At 58.8% G+C, this 19,506-nt stretch carries 20 protein-coding genes; 2 read left to right on the top strand and 18 right to left on the bottom strand.

Annotated features, from left to right (window positions below):
- Positions 1-10: 10 nt before the first annotated feature.
- The 6 genes from RBQ93_RS04260 to nadC are packed head-to-tail and all read right to left on the bottom strand — an operon-like array spanning position 11 to position 6,709.
- On the bottom strand, positions 11-925 hold the full coding sequence (locus RBQ93_RS04260) for a hypothetical protein (protein WP_320370784.1): 915 nt from the start codon (positions 923-925) through the stop codon (positions 11-13).
- Between the two features lie 11 nt (positions 926-936).
- On the bottom strand, positions 937-1,932 hold the full coding sequence (locus tag RBQ93_RS04255; protein ID WP_320370783.1) for an SPOR domain-containing protein: 996 nt from the start codon (positions 1,930-1,932) through the stop codon (positions 937-939).
- Positions 1,933-1,966: 34 nt separating this feature from the next.
- A complete protein-coding gene (gene fusA, locus RBQ93_RS04250) occupies positions 1,967-4,051 on the bottom strand; it encodes an elongation factor G (RefSeq protein WP_320370782.1) in 2,085 nt (694 codons plus the stop codon).
- Between the two features lie 49 nt (positions 4,052-4,100).
- Complete coding sequence (locus RBQ93_RS04245) at positions 4,101-4,865, bottom strand: type III pantothenate kinase (protein WP_320370781.1); 765 nt, start codon at positions 4,863-4,865, stop codon at positions 4,101-4,103.
- A 21-nt stretch (positions 4,866-4,886) separates the two neighbouring features.
- Positions 4,887-5,870 (bottom strand): biotin--[acetyl-CoA-carboxylase] ligase, encoded by a 984-nt coding sequence (locus tag RBQ93_RS04240; protein WP_320370780.1) that lies wholly within the window; start codon positions 5,868-5,870, stop codon positions 4,887-4,889.
- An 8-nt stretch (positions 5,871-5,878) separates the two neighbouring features.
- Complete coding sequence (gene nadC, locus RBQ93_RS04235) at positions 5,879-6,709, bottom strand: carboxylating nicotinate-nucleotide diphosphorylase (protein ID WP_320370779.1); 831 nt, start codon at positions 6,707-6,709, stop codon at positions 5,879-5,881.
- A 198-nt stretch (positions 6,710-6,907) separates the two neighbouring features.
- Here nadC and RBQ93_RS04230 point away from each other — a divergent pair, with 198 nt between their 5' ends.
- Positions 6,908-7,915: a cytochrome c3 family protein gene (locus RBQ93_RS04230; RefSeq protein WP_320370778.1), complete on the top strand. Its 1,008-nt coding sequence runs from the start codon at positions 6,908-6,910 to the stop codon at positions 7,913-7,915.
- Between the two features lie 89 nt (positions 7,916-8,004).
- Here RBQ93_RS04230 and RBQ93_RS04225 read toward each other — a convergent pair whose 3' ends face one another.
- The 7 genes from RBQ93_RS04225 to RBQ93_RS04195 all read right to left on the bottom strand — a co-directional run bounded on the left by RBQ93_RS04225 (position 8,005) and on the right by RBQ93_RS04195 (position 13,354).
- Positions 8,005-8,925, bottom strand: coding sequence for a diguanylate cyclase (locus RBQ93_RS04225; protein ID WP_320370777.1), 921 nt, complete (start codon positions 8,923-8,925; stop codon positions 8,005-8,007).
- Positions 8,909-9,769, bottom strand: coding sequence for an HDOD domain-containing protein (locus RBQ93_RS04220; protein WP_320370776.1), 861 nt, complete (start codon positions 9,767-9,769; stop codon positions 8,909-8,911). Before RBQ93_RS04220 ends, RBQ93_RS04225 begins: the two co-directional genes overlap by 17 nt.
- A complete protein-coding gene (locus RBQ93_RS04215) occupies positions 9,750-10,088 on the bottom strand; it encodes a hypothetical protein (protein ID WP_320370775.1) in 339 nt (112 codons plus the stop codon). The genes RBQ93_RS04220 and RBQ93_RS04215 overlap by 20 nt, the downstream gene beginning before the upstream one ends.
- 82 nt (positions 10,089-10,170) lie before the next feature.
- Positions 10,171-11,724, bottom strand: a complete 1,554-nt coding sequence (locus tag RBQ93_RS04210) for a 4Fe-4S binding protein (RefSeq protein WP_320370774.1) — start codon at positions 11,722-11,724, stop codon at positions 10,171-10,173.
- Positions 11,721-12,644 (bottom strand): DMT family transporter, encoded by a 924-nt coding sequence (locus RBQ93_RS04205; protein ID WP_320370773.1) that lies wholly within the window; start codon positions 12,642-12,644, stop codon positions 11,721-11,723. The genes RBQ93_RS04210 and RBQ93_RS04205 overlap by 4 nt, the downstream gene beginning before the upstream one ends.
- A 78-nt stretch (positions 12,645-12,722) precedes the next feature.
- Positions 12,723-13,001, bottom strand: coding sequence for a cupin domain-containing protein (locus RBQ93_RS04200; protein WP_320370772.1), 279 nt, complete (start codon positions 12,999-13,001; stop codon positions 12,723-12,725).
- Positions 13,001-13,354, bottom strand: coding sequence for a cupin domain-containing protein (locus RBQ93_RS04195; RefSeq protein ID WP_320370771.1), 354 nt, complete (start codon positions 13,352-13,354; stop codon positions 13,001-13,003). The genes RBQ93_RS04200 and RBQ93_RS04195 overlap by 1 nt, the downstream gene beginning before the upstream one ends.
- 115 nt (positions 13,355-13,469) lie before the next feature.
- On the opposite strand from RBQ93_RS04195, the gene RBQ93_RS04190 reads away from it, so the two are divergent.
- Complete coding sequence (locus tag RBQ93_RS04190; protein WP_320370770.1) at positions 13,470-14,186, top strand: GGDEF domain-containing protein; 717 nt, start codon at positions 13,470-13,472, stop codon at positions 14,184-14,186.
- Between the two features lie 9 nt (positions 14,187-14,195).
- On the opposite strand, the gene RBQ93_RS04185 is transcribed toward RBQ93_RS04190, so the two are convergent.
- The 5 genes from RBQ93_RS04185 to RBQ93_RS04165 all read right to left on the bottom strand — a co-directional run bounded on the left by RBQ93_RS04185 (position 14,196) and on the right by RBQ93_RS04165 (position 19,506).
- Positions 14,196-14,825 carry an arylesterase gene (locus RBQ93_RS04185; protein WP_320370769.1) on the bottom strand — a complete coding sequence of 210 codons (630 nt, stop codon included), beginning with the start codon at positions 14,823-14,825 and terminating at the stop codon, positions 14,196-14,198.
- Positions 14,815-16,314, bottom strand: coding sequence for an alpha-amylase (locus RBQ93_RS04180; RefSeq protein ID WP_320370768.1), 1,500 nt, complete (start codon positions 16,312-16,314; stop codon positions 14,815-14,817). Before RBQ93_RS04180 ends, RBQ93_RS04185 begins: the two co-directional genes overlap by 11 nt.
- 33 nt (positions 16,315-16,347) lie before the next feature.
- A complete protein-coding gene (locus RBQ93_RS04175) occupies positions 16,348-17,229 on the bottom strand; it encodes a DUF362 domain-containing protein (RefSeq protein ID WP_320370767.1) in 882 nt (293 codons plus the stop codon).
- A gap of 129 nt (positions 17,230-17,358) precedes the next feature.
- Complete coding sequence (locus RBQ93_RS04170; protein ID WP_320370766.1) at positions 17,359-18,264, bottom strand: hypothetical protein; 906 nt, start codon at positions 18,262-18,264, stop codon at positions 17,359-17,361.
- Positions 18,265-18,300: 36 nt separating this feature from the next.
- Positions 18,301-19,506: an S-layer homology domain-containing protein gene (locus tag RBQ93_RS04165; RefSeq protein ID WP_320370765.1), complete on the bottom strand. Its 1,206-nt coding sequence runs from the start codon at positions 19,504-19,506 to the stop codon at positions 18,301-18,303.

The raw sequence follows: 19,506 nt of genomic DNA, 5'->3' as shown, positions 1-19,506 counted from the left end.
CGGAGGATAGCTACTTTTTCTTGTTCAACAGCATCCGCTTGGCCTGGGTGACGATCACTGAGGAGACGTTACGACTCTTGGCGTACCCGGCCAAATCCTTTTCGTTCATGGTGCCCAGATAGCGCAATGCGTTGGCCAATGGCGTCTTGGGGTTCTCGATCAGCGCCTTGCGGATCGGATAATTTTTCACCCACTCCTTGTTGGCGCAGATCAGGCGCATGACCTCATCATTGGGCGAACCGGACTTGATGATCGTCAACACCTCTGATTCAGTAATGCGAGGATTTTTGATAACGGCGCTGCTGACCAGTTTATTGGCGTCTTTGACCAGTATCTTGCGCCACTCCTTGTCACCGGTCAGCCCCATCTTGATCTTCTCGCTGATCCCCAACGTCTGGGCGAGGGCATACTTGCTGAGGTACTCCTCGCCCTCCTGCTCGTCCAGATGTGGCTTTTCACCCTCATCATCGGCTACGGCAGGCTCATCATCAGGCGGCAAACCAGACAGCGACTGGTCTGGCACGTCTTCCGTTTCATCCTCTTCACCTGGTTCCTGGGCAGACGTCTCGGACGCAAGCAGTTCCCTAGTTGCATGTGCCAACTCCGGAAACGCCAGCAGCCTTTCGCGGACCGGCGGGCTGCTACCGTGGGCCAACGCAAGGTCATGCAGCAACGCCGGATGAAAGCTCCCCTGGTCCAACGCTTCGCAGACCACGGTCTGATCAAGGGCTTGCCAGCTGACGGACGTCCGTTCACGAACCTGTGGATCAGTATCCTTGCTCAGACAAAACAGCAGCATGACCTGCTCACGGGGCGAAAGGCCCGTTTGCCCCTCCGCCCCGCGCAGACGCACATCCAGCGGAGTACCTGGCCTGATAAAGGCCGCTACTGCCGCTGGAATGGTTATCTTGACCGCTTCAGACATGGTGTGAAACGCTACTCCAAAACCGGCGTACCGATACCTGCCTGCTTCAGCTTCTTCAGGGTCGATTCTGCAAACGTACGGTCGGTATAGGTGCCTGCGGTCAGCTTGCGTGAAGGCACCCCCACCTGACTCTTCTGGATGCTGACCTTGATACCGGCGGCGGCCAGACGCTGTTGCTCGGCCTGGGCGCTTGCCAGCTGGGCATAGGAACCGGCAAAGACTTCATGTTTGCCAGACCGCTGGAGGGCAAATCCGTCGCCAGCGGTACGCTTCAGCAGCTCGACCGCCTGCAGCGCCATGTCGCGGTCGGCGTAGTCGGCGTACTTCAGTCGATGCATGGTGGTCATGTGGCGCTGCCCGCTGGTCATGACCGGCGTCAACCCGGCCGCTTTCACCCGTGCCATGTCAGCAGCCAGCTTCTCTTCCAGCACATAATTGCCCACCACCACGGTCCAAGGGCCACCTCTTTTGGCTGAAACCACTGGTTTTGGGGCCGGCTTGGGTGCTGGCGCCTTTTTAACGGTCGCCGTGGGCACGGCAGCCACTTTTGGTGCTGCCGGTTTTGTATCGGCAACAGGCTTTTTGGCCGCAGGCTTGACTGCAGGGGCCACTGGTTTAGCCACAGGGGCTGCAGGCTTGACCGCTGCCGGCTTGCTTGCCGGTTGCGGGGCTACCGCTGCAGCTGATGGCTTGGCTGCATCTGCAGCAGGCAGAGCCGGAGCTGCAGCAGGCACAGCTGATGTCGCAGGGGCGACATTAGCCTGCACAGCAGACGACATCTGCGCCTGCACACCGTCACGAGCAGGCAGTGGCTGTTTGACCACCTGCGGCACCGGCGGCGGAGCGACTGGTTGTTCCTGCGGCCTGATCAGTCCGGTAAAAAAGTACAGGTAGCCGAAGCCGCCCAGCAACAGCAGCAACAGCACCAGCAGCAAGGTCTGACGCCCCTTGTCCTGGCCCTGGTGAGCTGCATCACCCTTTGATCCCGCATCAAACTTGAAATCCATACCTTACCTCCACGTTAATAAGCAGTTACATGCATCACTCTTTTTTTGCTGCAGCCGCTTCAGCGATTACCTTCTGCGCCAGATGGGTGGGTACCTCTTCGTAGTGTGAAAATTCAGTGCTGAACAGACCGCGGTCACTGGTCATCGACTTGAGGTCATTGGAGTAAGCCAGCACTTCAGACATCGGCACCACCGCCTTGATCATCTGGGAATTTGCCTTGGGCTCCACCCCCACCACCTTACCACGGCGCGAGTTCAGGTCGCCGATCACGTCGCCCATATTCTCGTCCGGCACGGTAACGGACAGGTTGACGATCGGCTCTAGCAGTACCGGTTTGCACTGTTCCATGGCCTTTTTGAAGGCCATGGAACCAGCCACCTTGAAGGCCATTTCCGACGAATCCACCGTATGGAATGAACCATCATACAGTGCAACCCTGAAATCCACCACCGGATAACCGGCCAAGAATCCGTCGGCTGCAGCTTCCTGTATGCCCTTGTCCACCGCCGGGATGTATTGACGTGGGATCACCCCACCAACAATCTTGTCATCAAAGACATAGCCTTCACCGCGACCGGTGGGCGAGAGTTCAATCCAGCAGTCACCATACTGGCCCTTGCCACCGGACTGCTTCTTGTATTTCCCCTGCACCTTGGCAGTGCCGCGAATGGTCTCAAAGTACGGTACCTTGGGGGTCTTCAGCAGCACCTCCACATTGAACTTGCGCTTCATCTTCTCTACGATCACGTCCAGGTGCACCTGCCCCAGGCCGGAGATGATGAACTCCTTGGTCTGGGGATCGCGGTGCGACTCCAGGGTCGGCTCCTCCTCGATCATCCGGTGCAGCGCATTGTGAATCTTGTCCTCGTCGGCCTTGGTCTTGGGTTCAATGGCGTAGGAAATCACCGGCAGCAGCTGCTTGGCCGGTTCATACACGATCGGATTAGTGGGATCGCACAGGGTATCGCCGGTGACGGTCTCCTTCAGCTTGGCAACCGCCACGATATCGCCGGCAAAGGCCTGCTTGACCGGCTTCTGTTTCTTGCCTTCCAGTTCATAGATCTGACCGATCCGCTCCTCAACCCCCTTGGTGGCATTGTAGATGGTGGAATCGGAGTTGAGGGTACCTGAGTAAATTCTGAAAATGGTGATCTTGCCGGTATAAGGGTCGGAGGTGGTCTTGAAGACCAGTGCCGAGAACGGTTCCTTCTCGTCCGGTCCCCGCTCGATCAGCTCATTATTTTTGGGGTTGCTGCCCACCGCCTTGGTACGGTCAAGCGGCGATGGCAGGAAGTCGCAGACCGCCCGCAGTAGCTGCTTGACGCCCACATTCAGGGTAGCAGAACCACACAACACTGGGGTGAAGGTATTGCGCATGGTACCGACCCGCAGACCGTCCAGGATCTCCTCTTCGGTCAACTCGCCGGCCTCCAGATATTTCTCGGTCAGGGCATCGTAGGCCTCGGCCACGATCTCAACCATATGCTCCCGCAACCGTTGGGCCTCTTCCAGGTAGTCAGCCGGGATGGCAATCTCCTCGCAGGTGCCGGAGCCATCTTTGGCGTATTTGCAGGCCTTCATCCGGATCAGGTCCACCACCCCTTCAAAGGCCTCTTCAGCACCGATCGGCATCTGGATCGCAACACCGCGTGCCTTCAGGCTTTTCTCCATATCGTCGATGGCCCGCAGGAAATTGGCCCGCTCTTTGTCCATCTTGTTGACAAAGGCGATACGGGGGATCTCGAACTCATTGGCCCACTCCCAGACCTCCTCGGTCTGGACCTTGACGCCGGAGATGGCGGAAAGGATCACCACTACGCAGTCCAAGGCCCGCATACAGGCACGGGTATCACCGATGAAATCGCCATAACCGGGGGTATCCACAAAATGGATCGAATGCCCGTCCCACTCGCAGTGATCAAAGGCCGACGAGATCGAGATCTTACGCTTGATCTCTTCTGGCTCATAATCCATGGCGGTGGTGCCGTCGTCCACCCGGCCCAGGCGATCGATCATGCCGGTGTTGAACAGGATCGCCTCGGCCAGCGAGGTCTTGCCGGCCCCACCGTGTGCCACAACTCCCAGGTTACGGATCTTCTCGGTTGGATACGTCCCCATGCGCTGCCTCCTTATCCTCGTTGGTAGATGTATGGACAACTGCCAGGATTTACCGGTTACGTTCGTACAGGATCCTCAAGCCCTCCAGGGTCAAAAATTCATCAACTGCTTCAATACTTTTCGATTCAACGGCGATCAGTGACGCCAGTCCGCCGGTGGCGATCACCTTGGGCTGGTCACGGCTTTCTGCCTTGATCCGTTCCACAATGCCATCCACCAACCCCACGTAGCCGTAAAAGATACCGGCCTGCATCGAATTAACGGTGTTCTTGGCAATGGCCTGGGGTGGACGACAGATATCCACCCGGGGCAGCTTGCTGGCCCGCTGGAACAGTGCCTCCAGGGAAATCGCCAGGCCAGGGGCGATGGCGCCGCCGCAGTACTCGCCATGAGCATTGACGTAGTCAAAGGTCGTGGCCGTGCCGAAATCAACGATGATCAGGGCACAACGGTACTGCTCATAACCGGCCACGGCGTTAACGATCCGATCGGCCCCCACCTCGCGGGGGTTATCGTACTGGATCTGCATGCCGGTCTTGATACCGGGCCCGACCACATACGGCGTGAGGGAAAAGAAGTCGCGGCAGAGGGTTTCCAGGACACCGGTCAGGGGTGGCACCACCGAGGAGATGATGATGGCCTTGATCTGGCTGAAGCTGATGCCAGCCAGAGAAAACAGGTCATGAAACAGGATACCGTACTCATCGGAGGTGCGGGCCTTGTCAGTGGAGACGCGCCAGTGCCTGAGCAGCTGTTGGCCGTCATAAATACCCAGCACGATATTACTGTTGCCGACATCAATAACCAGGAGCAATCGCGTTTCTCCTTCCCTGCATTAAACCACGCTCACATCGCCACTCATGATCCGCTCCAACCTACCATCCGGCAGACGAAGTAGCAGTGCGCCATCATGATCAATACCGGCAAAGGGCCCCTGCAGCGTCTGGTTGGCGACCGTTACCGCCACCTGACGGCCAAAGGCGTTGCAACGCCGGGCCCACTCGTCGCGCACCGGACCGAACCCCGAGGCACAAAAGCGCGCATACTCCTGATCCAGGTTCGACAACAACCGCGCCGCAAACGTCACACGTGATACCGGACGCCCGGACGCCACAGCCAGCGACGTGGCAGGGGTTCGCAAATCATCAGGGAACTGGTCGGCAGTCATGTTCAGGTTGACGCCAATCCCCAGGATAACAAAAGCGACCCGGTCGGTCTCAGCGCTCATCTCATTCAGCAGACCCGCCACCTTGCGGTTATCCAGCAAAAGATCGTTGGGCCACTTGATGGCGGGTTGCATACTGGTCAGTTCTTCAATGGTGCGCGCCACGGCAACGGCCGAAAGGAAGGTCAGCTGCGGCGCCTCATAGGGAGGAAGTTCTGGTCGCAACACCACCGACAGATACAGGTTGACCCCGCCCGGCGAGACCCACTGGCGCCCCAGACGGCCCTTGCCGGCGGTTTGCCGTTCAGCCAGCACCGTCGTCCCTTCGACAGCACCGGCTTCAGCCAGACGAAACGCCTCGAGGTTGGTGGAGCCAACCTCATCCAGGCAGACAAGCCGCTGTCCGATCAGGCAGGTCGATGACAACCCGACTGCCAGCTGATCAGCACTCAGCAGGTCAGGTCGGGTCACCAGACGGTAGCCCTGGGAGGGCAGCGCCTCTATACCGTAGCCGGCGTCCCTCAAGACGGCAATCCGTTTCCAGACCGCCGTCCGTGAAACCCCCAGAGTGCGGGAGAGTTGCTCTCCGGAAACGAAGCCAGCGGCCTGTTCCAAAAGACGCAGTAGATCGCTTTGTGCAAGCCGAGACGCCATAAACCCCGCTAATCCAGCAGCATCGAGATATCCGCTGCCTTGGGAGAGTGCGTCAGGGCACCCACTGAGATAATATCCACACCGGTTTCGGCAATGGCCCGCACCGTTTCGAGATTGACACCACCGGAGGCCTCCACCAGTGCCCTGCCATTGATCATCGCCACACAGTCACGCATGGTGGCGCAGTCCATGTTGTCCAACATGATGATATCGGCACCGGCGGCAAGCGCTTCCTGCACCTGCGCCACCGACTCGGTCTCTACCTCGATCTTGAGCGTATGGGGAATGTAGGATCGTGCGCGACTGACCGCCGCACTGATACCGCCAGCTGCCGCGATATGATTTTCCTTGATCAGAATCCCGTCGTACAGGCCGGTGCGGTGATTGATGCCGCCCCCCACCCGGACGGCATATTTTTCCAGCATGCGTAGACCGGGGGTGGTCTTGCGCGTGTCCACAATGCGGGCACGGGTGCCGGACACCGCAGCGACGTAGTTTGAGGTCAGCGTGGCGATACCGCACATCCGTTGCAGCAGATTGAGCGCCACCCGCTCAGCCTGCAGCAGCGAAGCGGCATCACCGCTGATGCGGGCGATAACAGCGCCCGCTTGCAGCCGCGCACCGTCTAGCGCCAAGGCCTCAAAGCCGACAGCAGGGTCAAGCAGGGTAAAAACCCGCTCCGCAACCTGCAGTCCTGCAAGCATAAACGGTTCCTTGGCAATCAACCGGGCAGTGGCAGGCCGCTGATCGGGCACACAGGCCTGGGTGGTCAGGTCGCCGGTATGGATATCTTCCTTGAGGGCGTGGCGGATCAGGTCATCAAGGTCAAGGGTAAGCATCAAAAAGCGCCTTCCTTCTAGGAGAGTGGCACCTCTATACCACAGCTGTACCCCCCTCGCAACCGATTCAATCCTCTCTTTCAGGCTGACGCAAGGGTGTATACCAATTGTATACAATTATCAATTGACAACCGAGGCCTTCACCCTTACACTACCCCGATTCAAAAGCCATATCATCCAGTTTTAAGGGGGATTTCGATGAACGGCCGGATTATTACCTTCGTTGTTGCAGCCCTGGTCATGCTGACGACCGCCACTGTGCAGGCCAAAGATGTCAAGTATAGCTTTGGCAATGCACCGTCTGTCACCTTCAGCCACGACAGCCACCTGGCCAAAAACAGGGATTGCAAGACCTGCCACAGCGCCATCTTTGACCTGTCCAAACACCGCAGCTACACCATGGCCGAGATGGAGAAGGGTAAATCCTGCGGTGCCTGCCACAACGGCAAGAAGGCCTTCAGCGTCGCTACAGAGAAAGACTGTCTGCGTTGCCACCGTGCCGTTCCCAGCGCCAGCGTCTACAAGATCTCGGCCGGAGACGCCACCTTCAGCCACGACTCCCACGTCAACGCCAAGGGCTTTGGCTGCAAGAGTTGTCACAATGCTGGCCCCCAACGCCGCGGCGTCACCATGGCGGCCATGGAAAAGGGCAAATCCTGCGGTTCCTGCCATAACGGCAAAATGGCCTTTACCGTGGCCGCCAACTGTGGTTCCTGCCACCGCGGTCTGCAGACAAAAACCCTCAAATACAAATCAAAAGCGGTTAACGATGCCGTGTTCAGCCACGACTTCCACAGCCAGGTGTACAAGTGCAACGACTGCCACACCAAGAAATTTGATTACCGTCAGGGTTCCCGCAAGGCCACCATGGCCGAGATGGAAAAGGGCAAGTCCTGCGGCAGCTGCCACGACGGCAAGACCGCCTTCGCCGCCAGCGGTGATTGCAACAAGTGTCACGTCGGTTACAAGCCGGCCAACCTGACCTTTAAAAACAGCCGCGGTACGCTTGTAGGCTACTTCAGCCACGATTTCCATACCGCTGCCTTCCAGTGCAACGACTGCCACACCAAGCTCTACCCCTACGGCGGTGGCAAGCGGACCACCATGGCCGAAATGGAGAAGGGCAAATCATGCGGCGCCTGCCACGATGGCAAAACCGCCTTTGCCACCAGCAGCAGCTGCGCCAAGTGCCACAAAAAACCATAACGCAATAACGTTCGCACCAGCACATAAAAGGCGTCACCCGGATCGGGTGACGCCTTTTGCTTTTTGCATAACCAATGTCGCTGTGGAGTCTAATGCAGCTTGCGGCGGTCCATCACGTAGCTGCTGGCGCTATTCTTTTTGGCAAGCTTCTTCAGTTCTGCCGCCACCTCAGCCACCCGTGCCGCATGGGTCAGGTCGGCGCAATCCATCGGCACAATCGCGATTGATATCGCCAACAACGGAATCTGTTCTTCCTCGCCTTTACGGTTATGGGCCAGGTAGTAGCCCTGCTGCTTGATCTGCTCATCAAACAGGGTCTGCACAATCCGGTCAAAGTGATCGATCACGGTCTTGCAGACCTGCTCGGCCCGCTCACGTGGCACGATGAAGACAAAGTCGTCTCCTCCCACATGGCCACAGAAACCACCGCCGGTCTCGCGCACGGTGTTGGACATGATGCGCGCCAACATCCTGATCACCTCGTCGCCATGGGAAAAGCCGTAGACGTCGTTGTAGGGCTTGAAGTGGTTGATATCCACATAGCAAACCGTCAAGGGCCAACCCATCGACTCCTCAATGGCCCGTTGAATGGAGGTATTACCCGGCAGGCGTGTCAGGGGATTGTTGTCGAAGATACGCTTGAGCCGTGTCAACGAGAGGGTGATCCGGCTGAATAGCTCATTGAAGTTGATCGGCAGGGAAATAAAGTCGTCCAGCGGAAAGTCGTCCCACGACTCCTGTTCAGAACTGAGCGGAAAGATACCGATGATCGGGATCGGACTGAAAAAGCTGTCGCTGCGCAGGGTCAGCAGCAGATCACGACAGCCGGTGCAAGGCGAAGAGAAGTCGACGATGATCAGGTCGGGCGGGTCAGAATAAAAGACGCCCAGAGCCGCCGAGGTCTTGTCGACCACCGTCACCTGGTAGCCTTTACTCTGCAGGCGCAGTTGCAGCAGCGCAACCGCTGACTGGTCGCTTGATATCAGTGCAATCCTAGGCTTCGGTGGCATCGGCGATCTGCATCTCCAGACTGAAGTTCTTGACCTCGATCAGCTTGTCTTCCAGCTCGGCAACAATATCTTCCACCAGCTTCTCATCCAGCTTGAGTACCTCCCAGGCCAAGGGATCGATCATCGGCACGTACGGGTCGCCACTGTCACCAAAGGCACTGGCCTTGATCAGTACATCGGCGAAGTGCACCACCGCAGCCTTGACGCGATGCGAATCCGACTTGATCAGATTGTGATGGAACGAGATCGGCTCCGACAGTTTGTCCGGCAGGTACCAGCTCTTGGCAAGCCAGCCACCAACTTCGGCGTGGTCGGTATCCAGAATCTGGCGCTCCGCCTCCAGAATATACAGCTCGTCGGTTTCGATCGCATGGCGGATATCGAGCATCTCGTCGGTACACTTAAGACCGATGATCACCTTGCCGATGTCGTGCAGCAGGCCGGCGGTGGCGATCTCCTCCACCTCCGGTATGCCCAGTTTTTTGGCGGTGATGTTGGCGGCAGTGGCCACCCCCAATGAGTGTTCCCACAGCCCGATGCTGTTCTTCTCCATGATCTCGAAGATCGATGATGACAGGGCCAGGGATTTGACCACATTGACCCCCAGCAGGATCATGGCGTTGCTGATGGTGGAAACACGGTAGAAACCGTAGGAGGGGGAGTTGGCCAGCCGCAGGATGCGGGCCGACAGCACCTGATCGGACGCAACGATGCGCGCCATCTCCTGCACTGAGGCCTTGTCGTTTTCAGACAGTGAATTCAGCTTGGTAATGACACCGGGCAGCGTCGGCAGCGTCTTGGTGTCCATGATGATCCGCTTGAGGTCACTCCGCCGTTCGTCCACCGTCTTCTCCCATCATGGTTGTGATATGCTTGCGGTACACGTCCAGCAATACCTGATTATACCGGTTGGCGCCTGTCTTTGAGAAACGTCGCTCCAGATCGGCCAACTGCTCTTCCAACGAACGCTCGCCCTCCTGTTGCACCGGGTGCCCTTCCACGTAGATCGACTGTACGCCCAGGTGGGCCAGGCGACCGATCAGGCTATCAGTCAGCGTCGTGCCCTTGCCACAAATCGGGATGCCGGCCGGGCTGTCGTTCCGGAATACGTCCCGGGCCAGCACCATTTCGGCTTCCGCCAGGTTAAGTGGTATTTTTTGCATGCCTACTCCCGTATCTGCATAGAAAACCTAGCGTCGTATATAGAAACAAAGCGCCACTAATGTCAAATCGCAATTCCAGCCACTATCTGCCGCCGTAGGGATCGCTCCAAACGGCATCAACCGGCGGCAGCTCCAGCGGTCGCCGGTCCTTCACCCGGAAAACCTCAATGCCGGCCTTGGTCTCAAGCGGACAGACATGCTCGCAGATGCCGCAACCGTTGCAGCGTTCTTCCACCACCCAAGGCATCCGCACCGTCTTTAGGGTACCATCGTCTTGGCGAACCGCAACCGGCCGGGAGCGAATCGCCTTATCAGCTATCGGGCAATGTTCTTCGCAGACGATGCAATCAATCCCCCTTGCAAAGGGCAGACAATGGTTCCGGTCAAAGACCGCCTTGCCGATTACCTCACGTTTTTTCTGCTCCACAGGCAGATTGGGTATGGCCCCGGTGGGGCAGACCTGGCCACAGAGGGTGCAGTTGTATTCACAGTAGCCCAGGCGCGGGATCAGCTGCGGTGTGTAGACCGCCGCCAGCCCACCCTCCAGCACGGCTGGATAGAGGGCGTTCTTCAGGCAGACCTTCATGCACTCGCCGCAACGAACACAGGCCGCCATGAATGCCGTTTCGTCGTGCACTCCGGGCGGACGCAAGAAACGGGTCTGCTGATCACTCCGTTTGAAACGGGCCACCGCCGGCAGCGTAACCCCGATGGCCAGTCCGCCCAAGAGCAGCCGGCGCTGGGGCCACTGCACCTCTTGCTGTGTCGCTGGTGAGGACAGCACAAAACGGGTGCGCTGGTGAGGACAAAACTCAAGGCAATCCATGCAGAGCACACAATCTGCCTTGTGTAGCTGTGTATCCTGAAAGGCGGTCGGACAGTGGGCCTGGCAGTTGCGACAATCACTGCAAAGGCGGTCTGGAACCCGCATGAACGGTGCAACCCGGGCCAGTACTCCCAACAAGGTCCCCAGTGGACAGAGGTTACGACACCAGTTGCGGGTCTCGAACCGCTCCAGCCAGATGATCAGCAGCAACAGCCCGGCAGAAAGAGCGGACAGGGGGTAAAAGGCATCACGGAACGGCAGCAGGTAGTCCCGCAGCAGACTGTAGGCCGGGGCCAACAGATCACGCTGCTCCCCCAGCAGACCGTACAACTCGACCCAGCCCTGCCGGAACGCAAAGCCGAACAGCGGATAGAAGAAAAAACCTAAGGCCCGTACCAGCAGAGCAATCGGGTCAAACAAGCCAGCCAGGTTGAGATTGAACAACGAACTGATCAATAACGGCAGCAGCAGCCAGTACTTGAGCCGTCCCTGCAACCAGCGTAGCGGCCCTGTCTTGGCCATCCTGGTCGTAACCAGATCCAGCAGCGTCCCCAGCGGGCAGATCCAGCCACAGAAAAAACGGCCCAACAGCAGCGTTGCCACCACCGTCAGCAGTGCTGGCAACAGCAACCAGGTCCACTGTTTGACAGCCAGCAGGTAACTGGCCAGCAACAGCGGATCGGCCCTGAAAAAGCTGTTGACCGCAGCGTTGATCGTATCACTGCCACGGTAGTCGGTCTGCACAAACAGCACCACAAACAACGCCAAAAACAGGTACTGGCTGATGCGGGACGGTCGCAGCCGCTTCATGGCGCTCCTCCTCCCCGATACCGCGCCACCAGGCGGCGCTCAACGGCAAACCGCACTAACAACGGAATGGTCACGGCTGAAAAGATCAGACCGCAGCCCAGCCACTCGTGCAGCGTGAGCCGTTCGCCCAGCACAAGAAAGCCGGCCGCCAGACTCCAGACCGGGTCGAGGGTGTAGATCAGACCGGCCTGGGTAGGGGTAACATACCGTTGGTACCTGTTCTGCAGGGTAAAGCAGAAGATGGTCGGGAAAATGGCGCAATACACAACCGCGCCGATCCCCTGCAATGACACGCTGAAGGCCTGGGTCGGCAACAACATCGTAGCGGTGCCGGCCCACAGGGAGACCACCCCGAACTGCACCAGCGAGACCAGATACACATCTTCATCCTTGAGCACCTTGGAAACACTCAGGATATGGACGGCGATCAGCAAGGCGCACAGGGTCGAGAACAGATCTCCCCGGTTGAAGCCCTCACCGCCGCCGCTGGCCAGCAGGGCGATCCCCAGACAGGCCAGAATGATGCCCAGCAGATTGATCTTGCCGATCCGGTCACGCCAGACAATGCGCGAAATCAGCGGAATAAACAGCACAAACAGATTATTGATCACGCCAGCCCGGGAGATACTGGTACCCTGAATGCCGAACACAAAGGTCAGGTTGGTGATTCCCAGCGCCGTACCGACGATCAGACCACGTTTAAAGGTCACCAGATCGAGCCGGTGCAGGCGGGGCAGGCAAGCCAGGGCCAACAGCGCGGTGGCCAGTGAAAAGCGGAACAGCACGAAGTACGGCGGGGGGATCTCGCGCAGACCGATCTTGGTGAACAGGAAACTGCCACCCCAGAAAAAGGTGGTCAGTATCAACATAAGGAGCACCCGTCGCTGGGACGGGCGTATCTCATCGGTCACGGCGTTCATGCCTCACCATCATTGAAAACGGGTACCGCAGGAGCACATCATGTCGGGCGGGACCACGGTACCATCGCGCCAGCATGGCTAGCCGATCCGGTACTGCTTGCGCAGCGGCTGCAGTACCTCCCACTGACAACTCATACCGGCCGGAAAGACCACCAGATCACCGACGCCGATCTCCACCGGCGCTCCGCCATCCGCAGGCGTCACCACCGCCTGCCCCTCCAGCAGGTAGCAGACCTCTCGCTGGTCGTACTGCCAGGGAAACTGCGCAACCTCGCAACTCCAGACTGCCCAATCCTTCACCCCCAGCTTTTCCAGCCGTTCATCTGCCGGCTGTTGTTCAACCATGATCGGCAACATCACACCTCCTTCTCCTGTTTCCAGTGTACTGCCAGCCAGACCGTCTCCTGCTCCGGCGCGGTCCAAACCACGCGATGACGACAATGGGCCGGCAGATGCAACCAGTCACCCGGCTCCAGACGACGGGCAGCGCCCTCGTCAGCCAATTGTAATTCTGCGCCACCGGTCAGCAGGAGCACCCACTCATCGCGTTCTTGATCGTACCACACACCTTCAGGCGTAACCTGCCCCCGGGAGACGATTCGTTCAATCTGCATACTGCCCGGCTGCTCCAACAACACCTGAAAAACTTCAGCCTGTTGCGCATCGGGTAGATTTGCCAGCAGATTGCCGCTTCTGATGTCGCAACGCACGGTAACCTCGAGTGATTTTTCTGGCAGCAGGCACCCCTGCAGCATCAAGACGGTTGTAATCTGCGAAATCTACAGTACAATAGGGCGCATTGTAAGCAGTCAAGGAGTTGATCAGATGACCAGAAACGATCGCGCAATCGTGAGTTGCCTTGAGGACCTTGAAACAACTCGCTTTGAACAACTTATGGCAGATGAGCGTTTCAAAGACAACCCCTTGCTGCCCGAGTTGAGCCAGCTGCACGAGTTGTACCGCACACTGGCCCAACGCGCCGAGCGGCTGGCCAAGGAAAAGAGCCGCCTTGAAACACAGCTGGGTAACATGAACCGCTCACTGGACCTGGCCACCCGGATCGATGCCATGACCGGCCTGGCCAACCGGCGAGCCATTATGGAAAAAATCGATCAGGAGTTCAGCCGGGCCCAGCGTCATCAACGGTCAACCTCCATCGTCCTGGCCGACCTGGACAACTTCAAACAGGTAAACGATCGCTACGGCTACAATACCGGCGACGATCTGCTGGTTGAGGTGGCCCGGGTACTGCGCAGCTGCGTCCGCAGTGAAGATATCTGTGCCCGCTGGGGCGGCGAGGAGTTTCTGCTGCTGCTGCCGGAAACACCGCTGGAGGGCGCCTTGTCGGTGGCCAACAAGATTCGTGAATCGATTGCCATGACCGTCTTTTCTGCCAATCGACACGGCATAAAACTGACTGCCAGCCTGGGCGTTTGCGAATATCAGGCCGACCAAAACATCCTTGAGTCGATCAAACGCGCCGACCAAGCCCTGTATCAGGCCAAACAGGCCGGCAAGAACCGTGCAATGGTGGCTCCGTGATACGCTCCCCTAGGGCAACGCACCGGCCTTCCTGAGCCGCACAGCCAACGCCTCAGCCATCTGCTGGTAGCCGGCAGCATTAGGATGGATCGTATCCGACTTAAGTGAGCGATCCGCCAAGATACGAACTAGGACCTTACCCTCATACGGAATACCGGCCTCTCTGGCAATGTCGTCGTACCATCCCGGCACCTCCAGCCCCAACCCCAGGCGTGGCACACCGATCAGCACTACCCCAATCCCCCGCTCACGCAGCAGCCCCACCATGGCGCGCAGATGCTGTTCGGCCTTTGCAGGGTCAAGCCGCTGCAAAAAATCGTTACCACCGAGACACAGCAGTACCAGTGCCGGCTGTTCCTGTTCCAGCAGCTGCGGCAGCCGCGCCAGGCCAGCCGCAGTCACCTCACCCGGCACCCCCGCATTAACCACCCGACGGCCGATCAACCGGCTCAGCACCGCCGGATAGCTGGAGTCCGGGTCAGCCCCGGTCCCGGCGGTCAGGCTATCACCAAAGGCCACGACTACTGCATCGGGAGTCAGCGGCGTCAGCTGCGGCGACGAGGAACAACCGGCGCCGAGCAGCAGCACGCCCAGGGCAGTGAGAACCACCAACCGGATCAAAACGGGCTTAGCCTTCACGAACGTCCTCCTCCCGCGGCAGCCAGACCGACACGGAACAGCCTTTGCACAGAAACTCACCCCAGCCCTGTTGATTGGTGATCACCGCTGCGCTGATGTGACCGGTCACGTCACGATAGACCGTCCCCGGCTGCCCAACCTCCATCCACTTGCGGCCATCATCACCATTGCTGATCAGCACCGCCATCCCGCCAGGATGCTCATTATCTCCCAGCCGTGTCCAGCCGATGGTGGCCGGGTGATCAAAATAGTCGTACTGCGGTCCATAGGCATGACTACGCCGTGCAGACAGAAAACGATCCAAGAGAAAGCGGTGCGAAGACAGCACGATCCGATGCTGTTTTCCGTCGCGGCCCTGGTCCTGATATTCGGCGCCGTAGTAATCCGCATAGAACAGACAGGGATACCCCTCCTGCCGCAACAGTATCAGGGCGTAGGCCAGGGGCTTGAACCAGGGTTCCACCACCGACTCCAGCGCCTGCAACGGCTGGGAATCGTGGTTCTCCACAAAGGTCACGGCATGGCCGGGGCGGGCCCGCATCACGCTGCCGTCCAGAATACGTCGCAGGTCAAACTCATGTCCGGCCCGGCTGGCGCGATGAAAATTGTAGTGCAGCGGCACATCGAAGACCGCCATCCGCCCACCCACGTCATCGATGTACCACAGCAGGGTCGACAGGCTGTTGACCCAGTATTCACCGACAACAAACAGGTCACGTCCGGCGTGCTGCTCCAGCTGGTCCAGCCATTCAGGAAAAAACCAGGCCGCAATATGCTTGATGGCATCCAACCGGAAACCATCGACACCGGTTGTATCCAGATACCAACGCCCCCAGCGGGCCAGCTCCTCCCGCACCTCGGGGTGCTGGCAGTCGAGATCGCAGCCCATCAGATAGGCAAAATTGCCGAACTCCAGTGAAACCTCGTCGTCAAAACGTTTGCCATCCAACAGGTAGACCGTATCCCGTTCCTCCGGATGTAGCTGGTCGTAGTCAACGGCGTCGAAATGCTGCCAGCGCCACTGGAACGGAGAGTGGCGTCCCTGTCGCCCGGGAAAACTGAAACCGGTGTAGGCCTGAATCTCCCGTGACGCGCCTTTGGGATGGATGCGGTCTCCCCGTGCATAGGGGGTGGCACGGCAGACCTCAACCTGATCGCCCCCCATACGGTGGTTCAAGACGGCATCGGCATATACCTGCAGCCCAGCCTGCCGCAGCCGCTGCAGGGCCTGCAGATACTCGACTCTGGTGCCATACTTGGTCCGCACCGAGCCCTTTTGATCAAACTCTCCCAGGTCATACAGGTCGTAAACCCCGTAACCGACATCAACGCCACCACCAATCCCCTTATAGGCAGGCGGTAACCAGAACGCCGTGACCCCGGCCTGGCTCAACTCATCGGCCCGTTGCGCCACCTCACGCCACAGTGAACCATCTGCCGGGAGGTACCAGTGAAAATACTGCATCATCACGCCATTCAGGTCGGACATCGGCTCGCCTCCCCGCTACCATGCAATCCTGCTTCAGGCCTTGATCACCTGTACCCGCCGGAGATCCATCTCACCCAGCCCCCGACGTGCAGCGGCCACCGTGGTCGGTATATCAGCCGGTCGCATGCCGAACAGGGTGGTGGCGTAGGCGTCGGCAGCCACAATATCTCGGGAGGCAACAACGGTATTGAGCACCCGTACATCCGCCAAGCTACCGCCCTGGGGGCCGTGGGCAGTAAGGATACGGGTGGCATCGATCACGGTCAGGTGACTCTTCAGCACGCTGTTGACATCGGCCAGGGCAACCTCCAGATTGCGATGGGTGTAACCACGGTTGCCTCCCATCACCCCCATGATGTTCTTTAATCCCAAGGTGAGCCGGGAGAGTCCATGATGCTTGGCGATCGGCACGTTGATGAAGACATTGGCGTTCAGGGCCTCGTCGTACAGTTCCCACTCTTTCAGAAACTGCCCGTTCAGCAGCACCTTCCTGAACCGCTCCGGTTCGATCTGCTTGACCTCGACCCCTTTCATCCCCTTCAGCGCCAGCTGGATACCGCTGTTGATATAGCAACGCCGGGGATCGTTGCAGGTATGGTCAAACACCTTGACCCGTCTGGCACCTGCAGCCAGGCACTCTTCCGCCAGCGCCCGTACCACCAGTGGATGGGTGTTGGCGGCGAATTCAGGAGCGCGGTCCCAGCCCATGTTGGGCTTCAGTACCACCACGTCACCCCGCTTGACAAAGGCACCCATCCCACCCAAGGCAGCCACTGCCCGCCGGGTGATGGCAGCATAGTCACCCCCCTCAGCCACCGCCACCGTTGAGCCGCTTCCGGCCAGGGCCTGGCGGCCCAATAGTGAGCCGGCTACCAGGCTAGCGGCTGTGCCTTTCAGAAACGTTCGTCGATCCATGGACACCTCCCAAACTCTGACGTAGTAGAAGTGTACGGCAGACCGAAACTTTTGCAAGCCACGCAAAGGCCCCGTAACTGACGTCACGGGGCCTTGTTTGAAACCGTTGAGAAGAAAGGGAAACGCTTACTACTTCAACACAAAGGCCACCCGTGCATCGGCCATGAAGCCATTGGCCTGATTGGCGGCAAAGATCTGCAGGGCGGTCTCCTCTGACACCTGCAGGTCTGAAGCGCTGACGATACCCGAGGCCAACACCACCAACGGGTTCTTGACGCCCCGCTTGCCCAAGGCAGCCCGCGCCTTGTCGACACTGTTGGTGTACTCGCCGCAGCCCTGCTCCACCAGCACCTTCTGGCTGATCTTGGCCGGATCGTAGAGCACCTCACCCTTGGGATTGAAGATCCGGTTGATCAGGGCCGGCCGGAAGGCGTAAGCGGTGGCGTCAATGATCAGGCCGTCGTAAGGCAACTCCGGCGCAACAGCAACAGGCGCCTCAACCGGGGGGACGAAAGCGGGCGTATCGAGCTGCTGCACAATCTTGGGCTCGGTCAGAATCTTCTCATACATCACGCTGGCAAAACTCTTGGGACCGGTCATCCCCACCTTGAGGATCACCAGTGCCGTCTCCTCCGCCGGGTTCCACTCCTGCACCACCACTTGCGAACCACGCACAAAACCGGCCACTACCGTCTTGATCTCGTCAGAGCCCAGTTCGGAATCCAGCACCGAGGTTTCGCTGACCACGGCCACGCCGTGCAACAACTCGGCCAGGGCGCGCTGGGCCTTAACCTTGGCGGCGGTTATGGCGGTCAGACGTTTCTGGGCGCCGCTGGTCCCTTTTTTACCGACCCCTTCACCCATCACCAGGATAGTATCCTGCTTGAAGGCCTGTTCCGTCGTCACCGTAATGGTCTGCTTGGTCTCTATCAGATATTTGCGGGCAACCTTGTACTTAAGGTCCACCTCTTCGGCCTGGGCCATGCCTGCCATACCCACCAACGCCAGCCCCATCAGCAACAGTCTCATCTTCATACCTGCCTCCTCACGCTACGGTAGTCTTCACTCAAGTTAGTAGATATTGATCTTTTGCTGCAGCATCCGGATCGCCAGGATCGCCTCGGCGCCGTCCACCGGCTCGGCGACACGAAATTCACCGGAAAGATCACCTTCCATAATACCACGGCTGGTCATGTTCAGCACAGCGTTGTAGTAGGGCGAGGTGGCCTTCACATCCGGGAACGGCGAACGATCCTGTCCGAAAAAGGCGGTGGCCAGTTTTTCATTGCCGGTCAGTTTGATCAGCACATCCTCCAGAATAAAGGCCATTTCACCCCGGGTGACACTATCATCCGGCTTGAACAGGTAGGCCTTGGTGGTCTGGTCGAATTTGGGCTCCAGTCCGCGCACCTTCCACTTCATAGTGGTCAGCACCTCATCACGGAAGGGGTGGGTCAGGACATCGGCGGGGGTGAATTCGGCCTTCATGGCAGCCAGTTGCGACTTGGCCGGGATGCGGCCGGCAAACAGTTGCTCAACCTTGAGCTCGTCCACCAACAGTGCGGTCAGATCCCCCCGGGAGACGCTGTCCTTAACGGCAATCTTGCGCCCCACATCGCCCACCGTGATCCCCCCCAAGGCCCGCAGGATCTTTGAGGTCTTTTTCCAGGCCTGATCAGCCGGGGCGTTCCATTTGCCCATCTTGCGGCTATCAAGGGTTTCACGGAATTTGTCCTCCGCCTTGCGGAACGTATAGGCCTCAAGGTAGGCCAGGCCCATGAAATAAGAGGCCGCCTCCTTGCCCTGGTAATAAGGCAACAGCTTTTCATCCACCGACACCTTGAGCGCCTTGGCGTAGAACTGCTCGGCAGACTCAAGCCATCCCTGACCTTTCAAGGCAGTTGCCACCCGCAGGCTGGCCAGCAAGAATTCGAAACGGTCGTTGTCATTGTCGATCTGGTCATCGGCCCGCTCAAGAAATTCGCGAGCCTGACGGGCCTCGACGTCACGATAGCGAGGGTCGCTCAGTCCCTTGGCACGCAGGGCGGCCACCATCGCCTTGCCTCCGTAGGCTGCCGAAAATTCGTCATCGCAGTACACGGCGCGATCGAACTTTTCCATGGCCAGTTCAAGCTTACCAGCCTCCAACGCCTCCATCCCCCGCAGATAGTGGTGAGCAGGGTTATCCTCCGGTGCTGTACAGCGGGCCACTTTTTGGGAACAACCGGTTGCCGCCACCAGCAGCACAGCCATCACAAACAACCATGCACGTTTCAT

This window comes from Trichlorobacter sp. (genome assembly GCF_034008105.1).
Lineage (GTDB): Bacteria > Desulfobacterota > Desulfuromonadia > Geobacterales > Pseudopelobacteraceae > Trichlorobacter.
Note: the sequence above shows the minus strand (reverse complement) of the source record. Positions and strands in the feature narration are given on the sequence as shown.

Coding starts and splice junctions, on each gene's coding strand:
- RBQ93_RS04260 (WP_320370784.1), bottom strand. CDS start 925: ATGTCTGAAGCGGTCAAGATAACCATTCCAGCGGCAGTAGCGGCCTTT.
- RBQ93_RS04255 (WP_320370783.1), bottom strand. CDS start 1,932: ATGGATTTCAAGTTTGATGCGGGATCAAAGGGTGATGCAGCTCACCAG.
- fusA (WP_320370782.1), bottom strand. CDS start 4,051: ATGGGGACGTATCCAACCGAGAAGATCCGTAACCTGGGAGTTGTGGCA.
- RBQ93_RS04240 (WP_320370780.1), bottom strand. CDS start 5,870: ATGGCGTCTCGGCTTGCACAAAGCGATCTACTGCGTCTTTTGGAACAG.
- nadC (WP_320370779.1), bottom strand. CDS start 6,709: ATGCTTACCCTTGACCTTGATGACCTGATCCGCCACGCCCTCAAGGAA.
- RBQ93_RS04230 (WP_320370778.1), top strand. CDS start 6,908: ATGAACGGCCGGATTATTACCTTCGTTGTTGCAGCCCTGGTCATGCTG.
- RBQ93_RS04225 (WP_320370777.1), bottom strand. CDS start 8,925: ATGCCACCGAAGCCTAGGATTGCACTGATATCAAGCGACCAGTCAGCG.
- RBQ93_RS04215 (WP_320370775.1), bottom strand. CDS start 10,088: ATGCAAAAAATACCACTTAACCTGGCGGAAGCCGAAATGGTGCTGGCC.
- RBQ93_RS04210 (WP_320370774.1), bottom strand. CDS start 11,724: ATGAAGCGGCTGCGACCGTCCCGCATCAGCCAGTACCTGTTTTTGGCG.
- RBQ93_RS04205 (WP_320370773.1), bottom strand. CDS start 12,644: ATGAACGCCGTGACCGATGAGATACGCCCGTCCCAGCGACGGGTGCTC.
- RBQ93_RS04200 (WP_320370772.1), bottom strand. CDS start 13,001: ATGTTGCCGATCATGGTTGAACAACAGCCGGCAGATGAACGGCTGGAA.
- RBQ93_RS04190 (WP_320370770.1), top strand. CDS start 13,470: ATGACCAGAAACGATCGCGCAATCGTGAGTTGCCTTGAGGACCTTGAA.
- RBQ93_RS04180 (WP_320370768.1), bottom strand. CDS start 16,314: ATGTCCGACCTGAATGGCGTGATGATGCAGTATTTTCACTGGTACCTC.
- RBQ93_RS04175 (WP_320370767.1), bottom strand. CDS start 17,229: ATGGATCGACGAACGTTTCTGAAAGGCACAGCCGCTAGCCTGGTAGCC.
- RBQ93_RS04170 (WP_320370766.1), bottom strand. CDS start 18,264: ATGAAGATGAGACTGTTGCTGATGGGGCTGGCGTTGGTGGGTATGGCA.
- RBQ93_RS04165 (WP_320370765.1), bottom strand. CDS start 19,506: ATGAAACGTGCATGGTTGTTTGTGATGGCTGTGCTGCTGGTGGCGGCA.